Source organism: Maritalea sp. S77, assembly GCF_049801075.1.
Classification (GTDB): Bacteria; Pseudomonadota; Alphaproteobacteria; order Rhizobiales; family Devosiaceae; genus Maritalea.
The window spans coordinates 204,743-220,683 of the sequence record NZ_JBNAGG010000001.1; the positions used below are offsets into that span (position 1 = coordinate 204,743).

General features: G+C 49.9%; 12 protein-coding genes. All 12 read left to right on the forward strand.

What is annotated here, in order from left to right:
• Positions 1 to 2: 2 nt before the first annotated feature.
• Positions 3 to 1,361, forward strand: coding sequence for an ABC transporter permease (locus ACP15Y_RS01030; protein WP_424981158.1), 1,359 nt, complete (start codon positions 3 to 5; stop codon positions 1,359 to 1,361).
• Positions 1,354 to 2,040: an ABC transporter ATP-binding protein gene (locus ACP15Y_RS01035; protein ID WP_424981159.1), complete on the forward strand. Its 687-nt coding sequence runs from the start codon at positions 1,354 to 1,356 to the stop codon at positions 2,038 to 2,040. Before ACP15Y_RS01030 ends, ACP15Y_RS01035 begins: the two co-directional genes overlap by 8 nt.
• Positions 2,041 to 2,436: 396 nt before the next feature.
• Positions 2,437 to 5,907 (forward strand): DNA polymerase III subunit alpha, encoded by a 3,471-nt coding sequence (dnaE, locus tag ACP15Y_RS01040; RefSeq protein WP_424981160.1) that lies wholly within the window; start codon positions 2,437 to 2,439, stop codon positions 5,905 to 5,907.
• 216 nt (positions 5,908 to 6,123) lie between these two features.
• Complete coding sequence (rpsB, locus tag ACP15Y_RS01045; protein ID WP_424981161.1) at positions 6,124 to 7,164, forward strand: 30S ribosomal protein S2; 1,041 nt, start codon at positions 6,124 to 6,126, stop codon at positions 7,162 to 7,164.
• A 92-nt stretch (positions 7,165 to 7,256) separates the two neighbouring features.
• Positions 7,257 to 8,180: a translation elongation factor Ts gene (gene tsf / locus ACP15Y_RS01050; RefSeq protein WP_424981162.1), complete on the forward strand. Its 924-nt coding sequence runs from the start codon at positions 7,257 to 7,259 to the stop codon at positions 8,178 to 8,180.
• 66 nt (positions 8,181 to 8,246) lie between these two features.
• A complete protein-coding gene (gene pyrH, locus ACP15Y_RS01055) occupies positions 8,247 to 8,960 on the forward strand; it encodes a UMP kinase (RefSeq protein WP_424981163.1) in 714 nt (237 codons plus the stop codon).
• Between the two features lie 24 nt (positions 8,961 to 8,984).
• Positions 8,985 to 9,542 carry a ribosome recycling factor gene (frr, locus tag ACP15Y_RS01060; protein ID WP_424981164.1) on the forward strand — a complete coding sequence of 186 codons (558 nt, stop codon included), beginning with the start codon at positions 8,985 to 8,987 and terminating at the stop codon, positions 9,540 to 9,542.
• Positions 9,543 to 9,553: 11 nt separating this feature from the next.
• Positions 9,554 to 10,303 (forward strand): isoprenyl transferase, encoded by a 750-nt coding sequence (locus ACP15Y_RS01065; RefSeq protein ID WP_424981165.1) that lies wholly within the window; start codon positions 9,554 to 9,556, stop codon positions 10,301 to 10,303.
• The gene (locus ACP15Y_RS01070; protein WP_424981166.1) at positions 10,300 to 11,151 is read left to right on the forward strand and encodes a phosphatidate cytidylyltransferase; all 852 of its coding nucleotides are present in this window, start codon (positions 10,300 to 10,302) and stop codon (positions 11,149 to 11,151) included. Before ACP15Y_RS01065 ends, ACP15Y_RS01070 begins: the two co-directional genes overlap by 4 nt.
• A gap of 26 nt (positions 11,152 to 11,177) precedes the next feature.
• The gene (gene rseP / locus ACP15Y_RS01075; protein WP_424981167.1) at positions 11,178 to 12,278 is read left to right on the forward strand and encodes an RIP metalloprotease RseP; all 1,101 of its coding nucleotides are present in this window, start codon (positions 11,178 to 11,180) and stop codon (positions 12,276 to 12,278) included.
• Between the two features lie 220 nt (positions 12,279 to 12,498).
• Positions 12,499 to 14,823 (forward strand): outer membrane protein assembly factor BamA, encoded by a 2,325-nt coding sequence (gene bamA / locus ACP15Y_RS01080; RefSeq protein WP_424981168.1) that lies wholly within the window; start codon positions 12,499 to 12,501, stop codon positions 14,821 to 14,823.
• A 73-nt stretch (positions 14,824 to 14,896) separates the two neighbouring features.
• Entirely contained in the window at positions 14,897 to 15,922 is a 1,026-nt protein-coding gene (gene lpxD / locus ACP15Y_RS01085; RefSeq protein WP_424981169.1) for a UDP-3-O-(3-hydroxymyristoyl)glucosamine N-acyltransferase, read from the forward strand.
• Positions 15,923 to 15,941 lie beyond the last annotated feature (19 nt).

A 15,941-nucleotide genomic window follows, 5' to 3' on the forward strand; every position in this document is an offset into this window, starting at 1 on the left:
ATATGAGTGACGCCACGCAGAACCTTCAAAACCGTCCCTTTTCACGGTTTGAATTTATGGTGGCGTGGCGTTATCTACGCGCGCGCCGGCAGGAAGCTTTCATTTCGGTGATTGCCGCGCTCACGCTGACAGGCATTGCCATTGGTGTGGCCACATTGATTGTGGTCATGTCTGTCATGAATGGTTTTCGTGCAGAACTTTTAGACAAGATCCTTGGGCTGAATGGCCACTTCACTGCTTTTCCGTTGGAAGAGCAGTTTGAGGATTTTGAGAGCATTATTCCTAAAATTGAAGGCGTGGATGGCGTTGAGGCCGTGATTGCGTTTGCCGAGGGGCAAGCGCTCGCCTCGGGCATTGGCCGATCAACTGGCGTGGCAGTGCGCGGCATCAATGAGCGTGACATTCAAAAGATGCCATTGTTTGCCGAATCTGCCGTTTTGGGCGGCTTTAATGGCTGGAACGAGGGCAAGGGTGTCGCGATCGGGATGCGATTGGCGCAAAATCTTGGCGTTTCAGTTGGCGATAGCGTGACCATTATTACGCCTGAGGGCACAGTGACCCCATTTGGCACAGCGCCGCAGATTCGCACCTATCCAGTGGATGTGGTGTTTGAGCTGGGCATGGTCGAGTTCGATAGCTATTTCGTCTATATGCCACTTCAATTGGCGCAGAACTATTTCAAGCTGTTTCGTGATCAGCTGAAAGAGGGGCTGGAGCCTTTGCCGCTTGAGGCAACCGACGAGGAAATTGATGCATCCTATGAGCGGATCTATTCGGTGACCGGGTTAGAAATTTTCCTCGATGACCCCGATTCAATCAATGTGATGCGTGACCCTATTCAAGAAGCTGCTGGTCGCCCCATGATCCTTTCTGATTGGCAAAGACGCAACGAAACCTTCTTCTCTGCATTGCAGGTGGAGCGAGTGGTGATGTTTGTCATTCTATCCATGATTGTGCTTGTGGCTGTGTTCAACATCATTTCATCGCTGGTGATGCTGGTGAAAGAGAAGAACACAGATATTGCGATTTTGCGCACAATGGGCGCCACACGCGCGTCCATCATGCGCATTTTTTGCATGACCGGAACCGCAATCGGCTTTGCGGGCACGTTTATCGGATTGATCGCAGGCTTGGTACTGGCGGCAAATGCAGAATCTATTCGCGCTTGGATTTCCGAAACCATCGGGATCACGCTGTTCCCACCAGAAGTGTTTTTCCTCTCGTCACTGCCGTCAAAAACTGATCCATTTGAGGTGACCTTTGTGGTGACAATGGCGCTGGTGTTGAGCTTTGCGGCGTCGCTTTATCCGGCCTGGCGAGCCGCACAATATGATCCTGTTGAGGCCTTGCGCTATGGTTGATTTGAAATTGTCTCTAAAGGGCGTTCACCGGCATTATTTGGAGCGCGAGTCGCGTTTGGATATTTTGGTGGACGTGGCGCTTAATATTGCAGCTGGTGAAATTGTGGCGCTGGTGGCGCCATCTGGTGCAGGTAAATCGACTTTGCTGCATGTTTGCGGATTGTTGGAACGGCCGCAGCAAGGCGAAGTGACGATTTGCGGCGCAGCGGCGCACGAACTGAACGACAGATCGCGCACATTGTTGCGGCGGCAAAATGTTGGATATATCTACCAATTCCATCATTTGCTGCCTGAATTTTCGGCAAATGAAAATATCATGATCCCGCAATTGATCGCGGGTGCCGACCACAAGGCGGCCAAGCAGCGTTCGGAAGATTTGTTGCAACATATGGGATTGATTGATCGTGGCGATCACCGTCCGGCACAATTGTCTGGCGGCGAGCAGCAGCGTGTTGCGATTGCGCGGGCAATGGCCAACAATCCGGGCCTGATTTTGGCTGATGAGCCAACAGGCAATTTAGACCCAGAGACCAGCGGCCATGTTTTTGAACTGTTGGCCAACTCGATCAAAGAGCATCAGGCCGCAGGTTTGATTGCGACGCACAATCATGACATTGCTCGCCGGGCAGATCGTGTGGTGACGTTGGATGGTGGGGCAGTGGTGCCCACGCAGCTCTAGGCGCTTTTCTTACAACTTAGAGTTTTTGCTTTGTTCTGTTTTTACCTGACAGGTGTACAGAGTGGCTCGACTTGTTCACATTTATCCACTGACATTCACAGCCTTTCCACATTAACCATAAAACCATCAACATGTTCTCCACAGGCTCATGCAGACTAGACGAGAACAAAAAGAGAATATATAAGAACAAATAAGAAACATAGGAGGTTGCAATGTTTGTTCTGATTAAAGATGTGATGGCGCTTTTCTCTCTGGCTGGCTTTAGCGCGGCAACTCTAATGTGGATGGATGTGCTGACGAAATTGGGCGGCGTGTAAGCGATAAATGCTAACGCGCCTGTGAACATCGCATAAGCCTGCTTGGCGATCATGGGCGCTTTATGCATAAGATAGTGGTATGAGCGCGACACCCGATTTTATCCATCTACATGCCCATTCGTCCTACTCACTTTTGGAGGGGGCGATACAGCTAAAGAAGCTGATCGATTTGGCCGTTGATGACGGGCAGGTGGCGCTAGGTGTGGCCGACACAGGAAACCTGTTTGGTGCGCTGCAATTTTCTGAAATCGCAAGCGGCAAGGGCTTGCAGCCGATTGTGGGCTGCGAACTGCCAATCGAGTTTGAACCACCTTCAGATATGCCGGGGCGGGAGCGCAAAAAGTTTGCCAAGGAATCGTTGGTGCTGATTGCGCAAACTGAGTTGGGATTTCAAAATCTCTCCGAACTGGTATCTCGCGCTTATCTGGTTGGCGACGCGACAGCGCTGAAAGCGCCGATTGCGTGGTTTGACGAAGGGCTCCACGAAGATCTTATTTGTCTTACGGGCGGGCTTGAAGGCGGGATCGATCCGCTGTTTGCGCAAGGCTATGACCAGCAGGCGATTGCACGTTTAGACAATTTGCGTCGCATCTTTGGTGATCGGCTATATATTGAGCTACAGCGGCATGGCAAAGACACTGAGGCGGCAAGTGAGCCGCAAATGCTTGATTATGCCTATGCCCATGATGTGCCGTTAGTGGCGACCAATGAGCCATTTTTCGCCAAAAGTGACGATTTCGAATCTCACGATGCTTTGATGGCGATTGCGGAAGGCAGCGTTTTGGCGCAAACCGAACGCCGCAAGCTCTCTGATCAGCATTATTTCAAATCGCGCGCGGAAATGTGCCAATTGTTCTCTGATTTGCCAGAGGCTATTCAGAACACAATCGAGATTTCGCAGCGGGTGACCTATCGACCGACAAAACGGGCGCCGATTTTGCCGAACTTTGCCGCGCCGGATGGCATGAGTTCCGACGAGGCGGTTGAAGCCGAAGCGCAGGAGCTTTCACGGCAGGCGCATGAAGGTCTTGATCGCATTATGGAGCGAGATGGGCCTGCACCGGGCATGTCCGCCGAAGAATATCGCGAACGGCTCGAATTTGAGTTGAACGTGATTAAGAACATGAAGTTTCCCGGTTACTTCCTGATCGTGGCAGACTTTATCAAATGGGCCAAAGAGCATGGCATTTCGGTGGGGCCGGGCCGGGGGTCTGGCGCGGGCTCGCTCGTGGCCTATGCGCTGACCATTACTAACCTTGATCCACTGCGCTATGCGCTGCTGTTCGAACGGTTTTTGAACCCCGAACGTGTGTCCATGCCCGACTTTGATATCGATTTCTGCCAAGAGCGGCGGGAAGAGGTGATCCATTATGTACAGGAGAAATATGGCGCGGAGCAGGTGGCGCAGATCATCACGTTCGGTACGTTGCAGGCGCGTGCGGTGTTGCGCGATGTGGGGCGGGTGTTGCAGATGCCATATCCGCAGGTTGATCGCATTTCCAAACTGGTGCCTTCCAACCCTGCTAATCCTGTTACGCTGACAGAAGCGATTGATGGCGAACCGCGCTTGCAGGCCATGCGCGATGAAGATGAGACCGTGGCGCAGTTGCTTGAAGTTGGCAAAAAGCTTGAAGGACTTTACCGACACGCCTCGACCCATGCAGCAGGTATCGTGATTGGCGACCGGCCCTTGCAGCAATTGGTGCCGTTATATCGTGACCCACGTTCTGACATGCCTGTGTCGCAATATAATATGAAGGTGGTGGAAGATGCAGGGCTGGTCAAATTTGACTTTTTGGGCCTCAAAACGCTTACCGTCATTGAATATGCCGAGCGCTTGATCAACCGCGACGGCGGCGATTTTTCGATTGAGAACATCTCGATTGAAGATGAGCTTACCTATGAGCTTTACGCCAAAGGTGAAACGGTTGGCGTGTTCCAGGTGGAAAGTCCGGGTATGCGCCGGGCGCTATTGGACCTTAAGCCCGATAGGTTTGAAGATATTATCGCGATTGTGGCACTATATCGACCCGGCCCGATGGACAATATTCCAACCTTCTGCGCGCGTAAGCATGGTCGTGAAACACCCGATTATCTGCATGATAGCCTGACAGATATTCTGAAAGAGACCTACGGGATTATCGTTTACCAAGAACAGGTGATGCAGATTGCACAGGTGCTTTCTGGTTACTCGCTGGGTGAAGCGGATTTGTTGCGCCGTGCGATGGGTAAAAAGATTAAAGCGGAGATGGACAAGCAAAAGGTCCGCTTTATCGATGGTGCAGTGAAAAATGGGCTGATCAAAGCGCAAGCTGACAATATCTTTGAATTGGTGGCGAAGTTTGCGAACTATGGCTTTAACAAATCGCACGCGGCTGCCTATGCTTTGGTGTCCTATCAAACGGGTTATTTGAAAGCGCATTACCCGAAAGAGTTTATCGCAGCGTCTATGACGCTCGATATGGGCAATACCGATAAACTTAATGATTTCAAACGCGAAGCGCAAAGACTTAAGGTTGAAGTTAAATCTCCGTGCGTGAATAAATCGGAGGTTATCTTCACTGTGGAAGGCAATAATATCCATTATAGCCTTTGCGCTGTTAAGGGTGTCGGCCGCAACGTTGCGGAACATATTGTTGCGGTGCGGGGCGACCAGCCTTTTAAGGATCTTGCAGACTTTGCAGAACGTATTGACCCTAAAATTGTGAACCGCCGTGCCTTCGAAACACTCACCCATGCTGGGGCATTTGATGGGCTGGGATATCGGCGTGAGGAGGTAGCGTCACTCACTGAAACTGTGTTGAGCACCGCGCAACGGGCAACGAGCAATCGCAATGAAGGTATTGTTGACATGTTCACCGTCAGCGCCCCCGAACCCATCAAGCCCGCCAAGAATGTAAAAAGCTGGTCGCATTCGGAGCGGTTGCAACGCGAATTTTCCGCCATTGGCTTTTATCTGTCGGCGCACCCGTTGGATGAATATCAATCCATCTATACTGAAGGGTACGCGCAAACGTGGCAGGCTTTTGAAAAGGCTGCGCGGAACGGTGCGAGTGCTGGGCGCATGGCAGGGACGATTGCATCGCGTAACGACAGGAAGACCCGTAAGGGATCCAACATGTCGATCATGACCCTATCTGACCCGACGGGAACATTTGAATGTTTGGTATTTTCAGAACAGCTTGATCGATTTGATGATGTGCTGACCGTGGGTAATTCAATTGTCGTGGAAGTTGAAGCTGATGCGCAACCCGATGGTGTACGTTTGAGATTGATCAATCTGCATCCGATTGAGCGTGCCATTGCGAAAATGGCCAACAAGCTTGTGCTGCATTTGACCAGCAAAGAGTGTATCCCGCATTTGACTAAGCAGTTGCAGCGCGGCGGCGAGGGGCAAGTGGCGATTATTGTGATGGATGAACGTCACAATTATGAGTTTGAGATTGAATTGCCTGGCGGCTACCGATTGACGCCGGAATTGGCAAGCTCGCTCAAGGTGATGCCTGGTGTTGCCGATGCGCGTGTGAGTGCCGATGTTGGCGGCGGGTAAACCTGCATTTGGCGCCATCTTCGGCTGCGTTTGAGCCTTTTCAGGCTTTGTGGTGCTGATTATCCAATTAGCTATTGCCAATAGGCCGGGATTGCTGTATCCCCGCGCTCATTAATTCGCACGCAAAGACGGCTGCCCGTTGAGGCCGCCATCCGGTGACAAAATATGTTGCAGCTCTTTGCGGAGGTTACAACCGGTTAAAAGGAGAGAAGGCCGATGGCACTTCCTGATTTTTCTATGCGCCAATTGCTCGAAGCTGGCGTACACTTCGGACACCAAAAACACCGCTGGAATCCAAAAATGGAACAATACATTTTTGGTGTGCGGAACGATATCCACATCATCGATTTGGCGCAAACTGTGCCTGCTTTGTATAATGCACTGCAAATGGTGTCTGACACTGTGGCTGAAGGTGGCCGCGTATTGTTCGTTGGCACAAAGCGCCAAGCTGCACCTGTTGTTGCAGAAGCCGCTCGCCAATCAGCACAGTATTATGTGAATTCACGTTGGTTGGGTGGCATGCTCACCAACTGGCAGACCATTTCTAAGTCAATTGCTCGTTTGCGTGAACTTGAAGATCAAGAATCTGAAGGCATGCAGGGCTTGACCAAGAAAGAGCGTTTGCAGCGTTCTCGCGAACGTGAGCGTCTTGAGCGCGACTTGGGCGGCATCAAAGACATGGGCAACGTGCCTAACTTGTTGTTTGTGATCGACACAAACAAAGAGTCTTTGGCGTTGAACGAAGCTCGTCGCTTGGGCATCCCAGTGATCGCTATTGCTGATACAAACTGTGACCCAGATGCTGTTGATTTGCCAATTCCTGGCAATGATGACGCAGCACGTGCAATCGAGCTTTACTGTTCATTGATTTCAAAAGCTGCTTTGGACGGCATTTCACGTTCTTCAGTTTCATTCGGCCAAGATTTGGGCGAAGCGGTTGAGGTGAGCGAACCTGTTTTGGAAGAAGCTGCACCAGCTGTTGAAGAAGCTGCTGTTGAGGCGCCTGCTGCAGAAGAAGCTAAAGCTGACGAAACACCATTGTTCGACAAGCCAGCTGCTGATGCAGATGATTTGAAGAAAATTTCAGGTGTTGGTCCGGTTTTGGAGCAAAAGCTGAATGATCTCGGCATCTACACTTTTGCACAGATCGCAAACTTCAGCGCGGAAGACATTGCAAATGTTGACGAGCGTTTGAACTTTAAAGGCCGCATTGAGCGCGATGGCTGGATCGACCAAGCCAAAGAATTGGGCGCTTAATTAGCTTCATAAAATCTGCGTGTTTAGGCGTTAAACACGACACTTTCGATTGGGCCAGCCCGAGATAGGGCTGGCAACATAGGAGATTTAAAATGGCGATCACAGCTGCACTTGTGAAAGAATTGCGCGAGCAGACCGGCGTTGGCATGATGGACTGCAAAAAAGCGCTTAACGAAACCAATGGTGATTTGGAAGCTGCCGTTGATTGGCTGCGCACCAAAGGTTTGGCTAAAGCTGCTAAGAAAGCTGGCCGTGTTGCGGCAGAAGGTTTGGTTGGCGTTGTTACTTCAGGCACCAAAGGTGCTGTTGTTGAAGTGAACTCAGAAACTGACTTTGTGGCACGTAACGCAGAATTCCAAAACTTGGTAAGTGAAATTGCTAAAGTTGCTTTGGACCAAGGCGATAACGTTGAAACATTGGCTGCTGCCACTTATCCAGGTAAGTCACACTCAATCGCTGACGAAGTGACCAATGCGGTTGCTAAAATCGGTGAAAACATGACTTTGCGTCGTTCAGCTACAGTTTCTGTAGATGAAGGCGTTGTTTGCAGCTACGTGCACAACGCAGTTGTTGACGGTCTTGGTGGCATCGGCATCTTGGTTGGCTTGAAAACAGCTGGAAATGGTGCCGCACTTGAAGGCGTTGGCCGCCAGTTGGCGATGCACATCGCTGCGACAAATCCTTTGGCGATTTCTCCAGAAGGTTTGGATCAAGACGTTGTTGACCGTGAGCGTGCCGTTTTTGCTGAGCAAGCTGCTGGTTCTGGTAAGCCTGCTGAAATCGTTGAGAAAATGGTTGATGGCCGCATGCGCAAATACTTCGAAGAAGTTTGCTTGTTGTCTCAAACATTCGTTATCGATGGCGAAACCAAAATTGCTGACGTTGTGAAAAACGCTGAAAAAGAAGCTGGCGCACCTGTTGAGCTGGTTGATTTTGTGCGTTTCGCAATTGGTGAAGGCATTGAAAAAGAAGAGAGCGATTTCGCCGCCGAGGTTGCAGCTGCGGCTGGTAACTAATAACCTGTTCTGGAACAAGAATCTTTTTTCTAAAAGTTCCAAACTCTAGACTAGGTTAGGGTGGCAATGGCCTCTCCATCGCTTAAGCGTATTTTGATAAAAGTCTCCGGCGAAGCACTCGCCGGAGACGGTTCATTTGGGATCGAATCCCAATTCTTAGACGAAGTTGCCGGGCAGCTCGTCGATCTTTCCCAAAATGGATATGAAGTTGCGATCGTGGTCGGCGGCGGAAATATTTTCCGCGGCATGTCCGTGGCTGCCGGCGGTGCTGACCGCGTGGTTGGTGATCACATGGGCATGTTGGCCACTGTGATCAATTGCTTGGCCCTTGGCGATGCGATTCGCCGGTTGGGCGGCAATTCTCGCGTTTTCTCAAATCTCGTTATGCCGGATGTCGCGGATCATTTTACTGCACGCGAGGCACGCAAAACACTCGAAGAGGGCGGTATCGCCATCTGTTCTGGTGGTACTGGAAATCCATTTTTCACAACAGATACAGCAGCTGCACTGAAGGCGGTGGAGCTGGAATGCGATGCTTTGTTTAAAGGCACCAAGGTGGATGGCGTTTATGACGCTGACCCTGAAAAACATCCAGACGCTAAGCGTTTTGACACGATTTCATATGACGAAGTGATCTCGCGGGACCTAAAAGTTATGGATATGGCTGCATTTGCACTAGCACGTGACAACAAATTGCCAATTTTTGTGTATGCTTTGGATGTCGCGGGCGGCGTTCAGGCCATCATTGAGGGGAAGGCATTGTCCACGCGGGTTGGATGATCGCTATAATCAAAGGATTAGAACATGAGTGAATTTTCTTTGCAGAATCTTGACCAGCGCATGAAGAAGTCTTTGGCTGCGCTGAAGGATGAATTTGCAGGCTTGCGCACCGGGCGTGCCACAACAAGCCTTTTGGACCCAATCATGGTTGATGCCTATGGCTCCAAAATGCCTATGAACCAAGTCGCCACAGTTTCTGTGCCTGAGGCGCGCATGCTCTCAGTTCAAGTTTGGGACAAGGGCATGACACAGGCCGTTGAAAAAGCCATTCGCGAATCCTCATTGGGTTTGAACCCGATGGCTGAAGGCACAATTATCCGTGTGGCCCTTCCTGAGTTGAATGAAGAACGTCGCCGTGAATTGACCAAAGTTGCACATCAATATGCTGAACAAGCGAAAGTGGCAGTTCGTCACATTCGCCGCGACGGTATGGATGCGCTGAAAAAACAAGAAAAAGACGGCGACATCAGTAAAGATGAGATGCACCAAAAGTCGGATGAGCTTCAAAAGCTCACTGATGATATTGTGGCAGAAGTAGATAAAATGTTGGCGAATAAAGAAGCCGACATCATGCAAGTATAGATTGCGCAGACATGTCCAATGAACCGGCCATAGCCACTTCCGAATCTCCAGCGTACGCGGTTTTGCCGCGGCACATTGGTGTGATTATGGATGGCAATGGCCGTTGGGCAACAGCGCAAGGAAAGCCGCGCAATGAAGGCCACCGGGCCGGGGTTGAAGCGCTCCGCCGTTTGGTGGCCTGTGCGGTTGAGTTCGAGATTGACTATCTCACCATATTTAGCTTCTCCTCCGAAAATTGGACACGACCAGCTGACGAGATCAACGCTATTTTGGGGTTGATGAAACGGTTCATCGCTTCTGACATTTCGAAATTTGTGGCGCACAATGTACGCGTCCGGATTTTGGGACGGCGCGAAGGCCTGACCAAAGCCATTTTGCAAATGATTGAGCAGGCGGAAAGCCGCACCGCGCATTGCACTGGCCTACAGCTCAATGTGGCGTTCAACTATGGTGGGCGGCAAGAAATTGCGGATGCTGTGCGGTCTTTGGCGCAAGATGTTGCTGACGGAAAGATCTCACCCGAGCAAATTGACGAATCCGTCATTGAGCAAAAGCTATATACGGCAAATATGCCTGACCCTGATCTGATTTTCCGGTCTAGCGGCGAAGAGCGGCTTTCTAACTTCTTGCTTTGGCAATCTGCCTATGCGGAATTTGTGTTTTTTGACGAGTTTTGGCCCGAGTTCAACCGCGATATCTTTATGCGGACGCTGGACGAGTTTTCTGGTCGTAAACGTCGTTTTGGGGGCGTGAACCCATGACGAGCCCAAATCCTCAATCAGGCGGACCCAATTGGGGCGATTTGCGCCAGCGTTTGATGTCGGCATTTTTGCTGATTCCGTTTGTGGCCATCGCTATCATTATTGGCAATATTGCCGTGGCGGCTTTGGTGGCCGTTGCTGTTGCGCTGGCTTATCAGGAATGGTCGCGCATGGTGGGGCAGGGCAAAATGAACCGCTTCACCTATCTAATTATGGGCCTGCTGGCAGTTGGTGCGCTGGTTTATCCTATTGCCGGATTCACCGCGAGCCTCATCTTTTTCTTTCTCGGCGCGATTGTTGCAGCACTTTCTGTGGATTGGCGCCAATGGCGACTCCCTTATTACGCCGCGGGCGCGATTTTTTTTGGCGTTGCCGCCATTTGTATTTTGGCACTGCGTGGCAATACGACCAATGGCATCTGGGCTACAGTGTTTTTGGCCGCGGTGATTTGGCTCACAGATAGTGGCGCGTTTTTTGTGGGCCGGTTGCTGGGCGGCGTTAAATTGTCACCAGAGATTTCGCCGTCGAAGACATGGTCCGGTGCGCTGGGTGGCTTGGCATTTGGCACAACTGGCGGTTTAATCGTTTGGTTGATGGCAACAGATAGTCCATTTTGGATCGGTATTCTTATTGCTGCCATTTTGAGTGTGGTTGCGCAACTGGGCGATTTGGTTGAAAGCGCGTTGAAGCGCCGGTTTATGATCAAAGATAGTGGCGATATTATTCCCGGCCATGGCGGCATTTTGGACCGGATTGACAGTTTTACCTTTGGGGGCATCTTGCTTTTCCTCATTGGGGTCATACATGCTGCATCGGATCAGGTGGCGCAGGGCGTGCTGATCTGGTGACGCCCAAATTTTAGAAAAAGGCAGATATGACAGGCTTGCTCGGTATTCTTCTTCCGTTTCTGATTGTTCTTGTGGTCATCGTGTTTGTTCACGAGATGGGGCACTATCTCGTTGCGCGTTGGAATGATGTCGCGGTTGAAAGCTTTTCCATCGGTTTTGGTCCGGAGCTCGTGGGTTGGAACGATAAAAATGGAACGCGGTGGAAAATTTCAGCGATTCCACTGGGTGGCTATGTCAAATTTGTCGGCGATATGAACGCCGCAAGTGCACCCGATGGCGAGACCCTCGACAAGATTCCTCCCGAGGAACGCATTAAGCTATTCTATTATAAGAATGTTTGGCAGCGCATTGCAATTGTTGCGGCGGGACCGGCGGCGAACATTCTTTTCACCTTTGTCATTCTATATGGCATGCTGCTCGGGTTAGGCCGCTATACAATCGAAGCACGCATTGATGGCATTTCACCTGACACGCCTGCCGCGCAATCGGAATTGAAGGTCGATGATGTGATTCTCGCAGTTGACGGCTACCAAGTCCGCAGTTTTTCAGATTTTCAAAAGATTGTCGCGACCAGCCCAAATCAAGAGCTTCCATTTCTCATTGAGCGAAATGGGCGCGAATTTGAGATTCGTGTGCAAACTGGAGCGCGCATTCAAGAAGATCGCTTGGGCAATAATGCTGAGATAGGCTTTTTAGGCGTGTCTCGCGATGCGACGCAGCAGGAAGTGCGGTTCGTACGGCCTGGTGCCATCGAAGCAATTGGAATCACAATTGAAGAAATTGTGTTCATTATCGATCGTTCATTTAAGTTCCTAGGTGAACTGCTGATGGGGCGCGGCGATGTGGAGCAATTGGGTGGCCCAGTAAAAATCGCAAAGATTTCTGGGGAAGCCGCATCTCTCGGCATATTTTCGTTGATAAGTCTGACAGCGCTATTATCATTGAATATTGGTATATTTAATCTTTTCCCTATCCCGCTTTTGGATGGGGGACATTTGGTCTATTATGCGATTGAGGCAGTGCGTGGACGCCCCTTGAGTCGGCAGATTCAGGAAATTGGTTTCCGCATTGGCTTGTTTTTGGTTATGTCTTTGATGGTCTTTACGTTGGTCAACGATATCTTCTAAAAAGCGCATCAAACGCAGGTGCATCCGCCAAAGAATATTTGGAATCAAATGATTACAAAGTGTTGCAAATGGACACTTTCAACAATCTTTTGGTAACTCAAAGTGTTATTTGGGCTTGCGTTTGGGATAATAAATAGTAAAACGGATGATGGAGTTAGTGTCGCGAGGGGCGGGTGTTTTGCCGTGTCTATTGCGCAAATGCAGAAAGGCTGCAAGAAACATGATCGTACGTGCAAAGCTTTTGCCGAGTTTCATTCTGGGACTTTTCTTGATATTTGGCGCACCATTATTGCCAAGTGCATTTAATGAAGTGGTGGGTGTTCAAGCCGCGCAAGCCCAAACAGTTTCCCGTATTTCAGTGACTGGCAACCAAAGAGTTGACGATAGCACTGTTATTTCATTTTTGGCGGTGCGCCAGGGGCAGCGCGCAACGAGCCAGTTGATCGATGAGTCAATCGACTCGCTTTATCAAAGCGGACTTTTCTCGTCGGTTAAGGTGTTCATGTCAGGCAACACGCTGAATGTGCAGGTTTCTGAAAACCCGATCATTTCAAGCGTTTTGTTTGAAGGGAACAAAAAGTTCTCTGATGCTCAGCTTTCAGATATGGTGAATCTTTCATCTCGTGGCGTTTATACAGAATCGTCACTTCAGCAGGATATTCGCAGCATCGAATTGGCTTACGATCAGGCCGGATTCGACAATGCGACAGTGACTGCGCGTTCTGATATCGAGCAAAACTCACGCGTTAAGGTGACATTTGTTGTGAATGAAGGTGATCGCGCAGGCATTGCAGCGATCCGCTTTACAGGCAACAATTCTATTGGCGATGGTCAATTGCGCGCAGCGATCAAGACACGCGAATCTCACCTGTTGAGCTTCTTGTTCCGTGATGACGTTTATGATGAAGATAAGTTGAACGTCGACCGTGAATTGATCCGCCTCTATTACGCGAACCGTGGATACCCTGATGCGCAGGTTCTTTCAGCGGTTGCTGAGTTTGATGCTGAGCGCAATTCTTACTTTATCAATTTCACCATTGATGAAGGCGAATATTATGAGTTTGGTCAGATCAATATCGAAACCAGCATTTCTGGATTGAACCCAGATAGCCTCAAGGGTGCTGTGCGTACAGACGAAGGTCGGCGTTATTCTTTGCGGAATCTGCAACGCAGTGCTGCAGAGATGTCTAAAGATGCGGCAAATATGGGCCATAGCTTCGCAGAAGTACGCCCACGTATTGATCGCAACATTGAAAACAAAACATTTAACGTGACCTATTTGGTCGACGAAGGTGCACGCCTTTATGTTGAGCGGATCAATGTTTATGGCAATACACGGACACGTGACTTTGTAATCCGTCGTGAATTTGAGTTTGCTGAAGGTGATCCGTTTAACCGTACATTCTTGGCTGCTGGTCGAGAAGCATTGATGGGCCTTGGTTTCTTCTCAGCCGTAAATGTATCGGTCGATCAGGGCAGTGCTGCTGACAAAGTGATCGTTAATGTCGTTGTTGAAGAAAAGTCTACCGGTAACTATGCCCTAGGTGCGAACTTTTCACCCGGTGCAGGCATTGGTGGTGAGTTGTCTTTGACCGAGAGAAACTTCTTGGGTCGAGGTCAGGATTTGCGTATTTCTTTGGGGGCAACTCAAGGTACTCGCACCTACGACTTCTCATTCACTGAACCACGTTTCATGGGCTTGAAAATTTCAGCTGGCGTGGATGCCTATCAGCGTCAAGTAGATGAAGGCAAATATTACAATTACGGTACACAGAGCACTGGATTCCAGCTTCGCGTTGGGGCGCCGGTTGTTGACAAGCTTCAGGCCAGCGCTTTTGTCGGTGTGGATTACACCACTTACCAAGATGGGACCGGTACCAATCCCATTGATGCACCGACTTACATCACTGATTTTGGCGGTAGTGCAACAAAGGCATTTATTGGCTACAATCTGACCTACACGGATGTAGATAATACTCGTACGCCAACTGAAGGTTTCGCGATCAATATCAGCCAGCAATATGTTGGGGTGGACTACAACCTATTGAAGTCAGAGATAAAGGGCAGCTACTACATACCAATCTTACCTGATGCAGGTGTGATTGGTAGCTTGAAGGGCCAAGCTGGTATTATCAATGAACTTGGCGGCGGCTATGTAAACCCAACAGAGACATTTGTTGCTGGACCAAGTTTGATCCGTGGCTTTAGTTCACGTGGTCTCGGGCCGCAGGGTGCAAACAATGCTTTGGGTATCACCGAATACTTGGCGTTGTCTGCTGAAGTTGAGTTCCCAATTCCAGTGTTGCCAGAGAGCTATGGTCTCAAAGGTGCGGTTTGGGCAGATGCGGCTTATCTAGGGCATGACAGTATTGATCCTGCATTGATTGTTGACGGTATTGGTGTTCAAACACGTACATCGGTTGGTGCAAGCGTGATCTGGGATAGCCCGTTTGGTCCATTGCGTGGTGACTTTGCTCATGTGATTGACCAAGACACAGCAGATCAGACACAAGTCTTTGCATTGACGATCTCCACATTGTTCTAGTTGAGATTGTACGCTCAGAATTTAAAGGATCGCGGTATCGTTCCGCGGTCCTTTTTGTTTAAAGGGGGGAATGATGGTTGATCAGCGCTTTTTTGCCAGTAGATCTGACATTTCTCTTTTGGATGCATTTTCCGCAATTGATCGGCCGGAATTGGCTGTTAGGCTCTCCCAAGAAGACCAATCTAGGATATTGGCTGGGGCAGGGACTGTCCCGTTTTTACAAGACAATGAATTAGGCTTTGTCGCGGATGCTGCTTACATGGACGCAGTGTCTGATTGCTGCCATGGTATTGTTCTTATATCGCGAGATGCTGAACTTCCTTCTGTGCCACCAGAAAGCGAATGTTGTTTCGTTCGGTGCGATGATCCCTATCAGGTTTTCACCCTACTTCTAGATTTCCTCTACGGAGATAGTGTGCGGCTGCTCGGCTATTGTGCTGAGACCTCTCCCTCTGTTTTGGGAAATGGCGCACATTTGGCACCTAATGTGTTTTTTGGTGCCGATGTTGAAGTTGGTGACCATGTTGTTATCGGACCAAATTGCAGTATTGGCCGTGGGGTCACCATTGGCCATAATGTGATTATCGGCGACAATGTTTCTATCCAGTGCGCACATATTGGCGACAATGTTGTTATCCATTCTGGTGCACGTATCGGCGCAGAAGGTTTTGGCTTTCTGCCGCGGAAATCGGGGCCACAGAAAATTCCGCAACTCGGTCGCGTTATTTTGCAAAATGGGGTGGAGATCGGGGCTAACACATGTGTCGATCGGGGCACGTTGGATGACACCATTGTGGGCGAAAACAGCAAGATCGACAATCTGGTTCAAATTGGGCACAACACCAAAATTGGTCGCAATTGTCAGATAGCAGCCAAATCAGGGTTTGCAGGATCGTCAGAAATTGGTGACAATGTGCTGTTTGGCGGCCGCGCCTCTATTGTCAATAAGGCAAAACTGGGGGATAGATGCGTGGTTATGGCCTGTTCGATTGTATCCAAATCGCAAAAGGCGGATACTGTGTTAGCGGGCAATCCTGCTGTCGAGGTCAAGCAATGGCGTCGTATGCAGGCAAAGATGAAAATGATGGGGCGCGAATGACGCGCGGAGTTTGAGGTTG

What these genes read in the sequence shown, in the direction of transcription:
- ACP15Y_RS01030 (WP_424981158.1), top strand. Translation starts at nt 3, where the DNA reads ATGAGTGACGCCACGCAGAACCTTCAAAACCGTCCCTTTTCACGGTTT.
- ACP15Y_RS01035 (WP_424981159.1), top strand. Translation starts at nt 1,354, where the DNA reads ATGGTTGATTTGAAATTGTCTCTAAAGGGCGTTCACCGGCATTATTTG.
- dnaE (WP_424981160.1), top strand. Translation starts at nt 2,437, where the DNA reads ATGAGCGCGACACCCGATTTTATCCATCTACATGCCCATTCGTCCTAC.
- rpsB (WP_424981161.1), top strand. Translation starts at nt 6,124, where the DNA reads ATGGCACTTCCTGATTTTTCTATGCGCCAATTGCTCGAAGCTGGCGTA.
- tsf (WP_424981162.1), top strand. Translation starts at nt 7,257, where the DNA reads ATGGCGATCACAGCTGCACTTGTGAAAGAATTGCGCGAGCAGACCGGC.
- pyrH (WP_424981163.1), top strand. Translation starts at nt 8,247, where the DNA reads ATGGCCTCTCCATCGCTTAAGCGTATTTTGATAAAAGTCTCCGGCGAA.
- frr (WP_424981164.1), top strand. Translation starts at nt 8,985, where the DNA reads ATGAGTGAATTTTCTTTGCAGAATCTTGACCAGCGCATGAAGAAGTCT.
- ACP15Y_RS01065 (WP_424981165.1), top strand. Translation starts at nt 9,554, where the DNA reads ATGTCCAATGAACCGGCCATAGCCACTTCCGAATCTCCAGCGTACGCG.
- ACP15Y_RS01070 (WP_424981166.1), top strand. Translation starts at nt 10,300, where the DNA reads ATGACGAGCCCAAATCCTCAATCAGGCGGACCCAATTGGGGCGATTTG.
- rseP (WP_424981167.1), top strand. Translation starts at nt 11,178, where the DNA reads ATGACAGGCTTGCTCGGTATTCTTCTTCCGTTTCTGATTGTTCTTGTG.
- bamA (WP_424981168.1), top strand. Translation starts at nt 12,499, where the DNA reads ATGATCGTACGTGCAAAGCTTTTGCCGAGTTTCATTCTGGGACTTTTC.
- lpxD (WP_424981169.1), top strand. Translation starts at nt 14,897, where the DNA reads ATGGTTGATCAGCGCTTTTTTGCCAGTAGATCTGACATTTCTCTTTTG.